Here is a 4584-nt window from a genome sequence, read left to right as displayed (position 1 = left end):
AAACATACGGAAAATGAAAAAGCCAAAGAGGCTTTAGTAAAAAAGTCAAAATCGGCTGGGAACTCCACGCAAAAGGCTACACCCGACACAAACAATTAAGCGAGGTCGAGGCAAAAACGCCAATGTTCGTAGGCGATAAGAAAAATCCTATCGCTATCGGTAAAAAAGGTCAACTCCTCGCCAATTTAGACGAGGAGTTTTATCAACTGTTAGATGACGCTTACATGCATATTTCCGGCTTTAGAAAAATCTCGGCAGACGATGAAACCTTGACAAGTGGCTACATATACGCAACACGATATTTGGTATTACAACTTATGCAGGAGTACAACGGTGGCAAATGTTTCTAACGAAAATTTAATACTTAAGATAAGGGGAATTTCCGACCGAGTTAAGCAAATTCAAGACGAGGCTGGGGATATTCTCGTTAGAAATATACGTTCTCAAGCACGACAAAAGTTTAATAACGACCCAAAATACCCCTATGAATTTCGCAATAGTTTTCAAGATGATAATGTTGTTTATCATGACAAAAATGAGCATGCTGTTTTTGTTGACCACCCAGCCGCTAAAAGACTTGAATATGGTTTTGGCGATATAACTATCCGTCCTAAAAACGCTGAAAAATTACATTTTAAAGGGGTAAATGGCGAAGATGTTTATGCAGACGAAGTACATATCAAGGCTACAAAGCCTGTTGGATATGTGCGTGCTGCCATGAAAGAAACCCAAGAAGATTTAAAAAAGCGATTTAAGGAGGTAATGTCTTAATGTCTGATGACGCTTTACGCATAGATATTCAAACCATAGGAGGCGAAAGAGCCGTTAAGATATTGACAACTCTTGCAGATAAGACGCAAGAGGTTACTGACTTGCTGGAAAATACAGGCTGGGGAAACAAAGAAATATCAGCCCTAACAAGAGAGTTTAACTCATTATCGGGGGCAATTTCTAATTATTCTAAAGCAGTTCAAGATGTAAATAAAGCAAACAATGCCGCTGCTATGGGCGAGCAAAAATTGGCTACGGAAATGAACAGAACTGCTTTGCAGGCTGCAAAGTTAGAAATGCAACACATGAGAAACGCTGCGGCGGCTCAAAAAATGGCTACTGCGGCTGAAAAAGCCCAAGCCCCTTATAATCAACTAAAGGCTGAATTGGCTGCTGCTGAATTGGCTTTAAAAAATCTTTATACAACAGGCGAAAAAGGAACAAACCTTAATGCTGCTATATCAGAATATCAAAGGTTATCCGCAGCCGTCCAAGATGTAAATAATAAAATGAAAATGTCTGCAAGTGGCTCATATAGTCGCATGAATGAGGAATTGCAACAGTATGGTAATCGTCTTAAAGAGGCTATTGCTGCCGGAAACTTAAATGATGTTACACTTGGCAGAATGGGCGAAAAATATAAAAGGCTACAAGGCGAAGTTGCTGCCGTAGATGATAAATTTAAGCAACTGACAGGGCAAATGGAGGACACAGGCAACGAAAGCATTGCTCTTTCTTCCCTGTTTGGTAATTTGGCTGCTGACGGTATTCAGAGAGTTATAGCCTCTCTTGGCAATATGATAGGCGACATGTCAAAGGCTGGGGTTGCTATGGACGGCATAAAAAATACTATGGCTGCTGGTGCGAGAGGTTTGAGGCAAGGTGCTGACGAAATGGCATTTACCGCAGACATGGCAGGCAGACTTGGTTTGAATTTACAGTCAACTTATGAGCCTTATGCAAAATTCATGACTTCATTTACTCGGTCAGGAGGCACAATAGCCCAGTCAAGACAAATATTTGAGGATTTGTCAACGGCTATGGTATCATTACACCTGTCCTCTGCTCAAATGGAAAATGTATTTGTTGCGTTAGAACAAATGGCAAACAAAGGCACAGTTCAAGCGGAAGAACTTAAAAGACAATTAGGTAACGCACTTCCGGGGGCGTTTGAATTGGCTGCTCAAAGCATGGGCATAACCGCTGGGGAACTTATGGACTTGATGAAAAAAGGCGAGGTAATGTCAAAAGACTTCTTACCTAATTTCGCTGCTATGGTCAAAGATAGTTTGGGTAAACAAATCGGAATTGCCGTTGACCAGTATAATGCACACTTAAATCGTATGCAGACACAAACATTCTTATTGCAAGCCAATGTCGGACAAGCAATGAATAATGCTTTTGTGCCTTTTATTAAGATTTGGACAAATGTATTAGGACTTGCTAATAGAGTTACAGGAGGGCTTGGGGAAAGTGCCGCTGCGGTTACTGCTATGCAAGCAGCCATGCTCACTGCTGCGACTGCCTCTGTTATTTTTGTAACAAAATTTGGTGTTGTAAATACGGCTTTAACTGCTATGAAAGCCAATGCTATTGCTGCTGGTAAAGCACTTTGGGCTTTGGTTGCAAATCCTGTTGGGGCGACCTTGCTTGCGGTCGGTGCGGCTGCTTTATATTGTGCAAATTCAGTAAGTCAGGCAAATAAGTCTTTTGAGGAGGCTGCCGTTCAGCAGCGTGATGTTACAAACAATGTAACAGGGCTTATCTCTGAATTTACTCAATTAGCAGAAATTCAAAATCGTTCGTCAGCACAACAAGAGGCTTATAATAGAAATCTTGAAATGTTACGCTCTCAATATCCGGAAGTTTTGCAATATATTCAAGAACATGGTATTTCCATTAAGAATGTTACAGATGAACAGGCTAAAAATATCGCTAAAATGGCGATACAGTCTGAAATGATGAAAGCACAACAGTTGTATGTTGATGAATTGAGTAATAAATGGCTTATTTTTGGAGCAAGATGTAAACAAGTTGGTTTAGGCGTTGTGCTTGTTTTGCAGGGCATTGGTGCTGGTATCGTACACGTTGTTGTTGCCGTAGGTCAAGCAGTTACAAGGCTTGTTTCACTTGCTACAAAGGCTTTTGCAGAGGTTGCGGAAAAAGGTGCATGGGTTGCGAGTAAAATTGGTGCAAAAGAAATGGCAGTTGCCCTTGATAACGCCTCAAAAAGCATGAACGGCTTTGCAGATAGTGCTTGGAATGTTGGTAAGGCTACTCATAATTATATCAATAGCGGACTTTCCGGTATGGTTGATTTAATTAAACAAGTTGATTTTGACCGTCAAGACAAGGCTATGCAACGCTATAAAGATACTGTTGCTATTCTCGGTCAGGAGGAGGCAAAATTAGCAAGTCAACTGATGTATTCTCAAAGTTCAGTTGCAGGCTTACACGCAGGGGGCGATAGCAAAGGAAAAGGTAAGGGAAAAGGAAAATCATCATCGAGAACTAAAAAGGCTGATGACGCCTTTGAGGCTTTACAAAAAAGCATGAAAGCCCATGAAGAAGAAATCAGACTTATGGCTTTGGCTGGCGATACTGCAAGCGATAGATATAAACAAGTAAGTGCCGCATATATAAGAGAAAAGGCACAAATTGAAGAAGTAAATCGTCAGGTTGCCTTATTAACGCAGACGGAGGTTACAGGCTGGGATTTAACCAAGAAAAAGGCAGAGGCAGCCACAAAGACATATCAATACCGTTTGGCAAACTCTACGGCTTATACTGCCGCAGAAATTGAGAACGCAAAACAAACAATGAAAAATCTCAATACTGAAATTAAATACCAAGAGGTATTAAAAAAGAGAGAGGATATTTTACAAATTACAAATCGTGAGGCAAGTAAATTGTCAGATACCCTAATTGATAGCCTTTTGGATTTTGACAGTAATCTTTCAGTTTGGGACAGATTTAAAAATGCTGCTTTATCTGCAATTAAATCGGTTGCTACGAGTTGGATTAAAGAAATTGGCAATAGTGTTCTTGCTGGCTGGCAGGCTGGTTGGGCTAAAAATGGAAGTGGAAATCGTTTTGTATCTGCTTTGTTAGGTGCTGGGTCGGGATTTGCTGGCACACCTCTTGAGGGGACAAAAGATAATCCTACATATACAGGCACAGGAGCATTAAATGGTGCTTTTGGTGGTATTCAAAAAGCATGGGCAAATGTTAAGCAAAAGTTTGGTTGGGGACAGTCAAGTGGCTCTCTAACAGGAGCAGCAGCCTCAATTACAGGGGACGCAGACACAGGTAGCATATTATCCACTTTAACAGGGCAGGCAACAGGTCTTTCAGATGCTTTGTTGAATGCCACAAATCCAGCAATATCAAGTACAATTACAGGACTTGGGGGAATGGCGTCATCTGCTATTGACGCTGGTATGGGTGTTGCTAATGTTGCAAGTCCAGCCGTTTCAGCAGCAGGAAGTATCGCAAGCATGGCTACGGCTGCCCCTATTGCGGCGGCTGGGTTGGGTGCTATGGCTGCCGTTATGACGATAGCAAGTTCTGCTTTTACAACGGCTGCTCCTGCTTTAACGACAATGGCTGGTGCTATGGCAAGTTTAGCAGCGTCAGCAAGTACGGCTGCAACGGCTATGGCGGCTCTTGCAGTTGCTACGGCTGCTGAAAGTGTTGCAAAAATTCCGTTTGTAGGTGGTTTTCTTGCCCCTCTTGCAGCAACTCTAACAGGAGCAGGAATAGCCGCCGGAACAGTAATGACAGGAGCAGGAATAGCCGCTGGGGCTGCTATGG

Annotated in this window: 3 protein-coding genes; all 3 read left to right on the top strand. The window is 42.1% G+C overall.

Annotated features, from left to right (window positions below):
- Positions 1-122 precede the first annotated feature (122 nt).
- The gene (locus ACJMM4_RS03115) at positions 123-350 is read left to right on the top strand and encodes a hypothetical protein (RefSeq protein WP_405355515.1); all 228 of its coding nucleotides are present in this window, start codon (positions 123-125) and stop codon (positions 348-350) included.
- A complete protein-coding gene (locus tag ACJMM4_RS03110; RefSeq protein WP_405355517.1) occupies positions 334-771 on the top strand; it encodes a hypothetical protein in 438 nt (145 codons plus the stop codon). The genes ACJMM4_RS03115 and ACJMM4_RS03110 overlap by 17 nt, the downstream gene beginning before the upstream one ends.
- A partial coding sequence (locus tag ACJMM4_RS03105; RefSeq protein ID WP_405383006.1) for a tape measure protein occupies positions 771-4584 on the top strand: 3814 nt, incomplete at its 3' end. The genes ACJMM4_RS03110 and ACJMM4_RS03105, both read left to right, overlap by 1 nt.

It is taken from the genome of Phascolarctobacterium sp. (assembly GCF_045124115.1).
GTDB lineage: Bacteria > Bacillota > Negativicutes > Acidaminococcales > Acidaminococcaceae > Phascolarctobacterium_A.
This window is presented reverse-complemented; position numbering and strand designations above follow the sequence as displayed.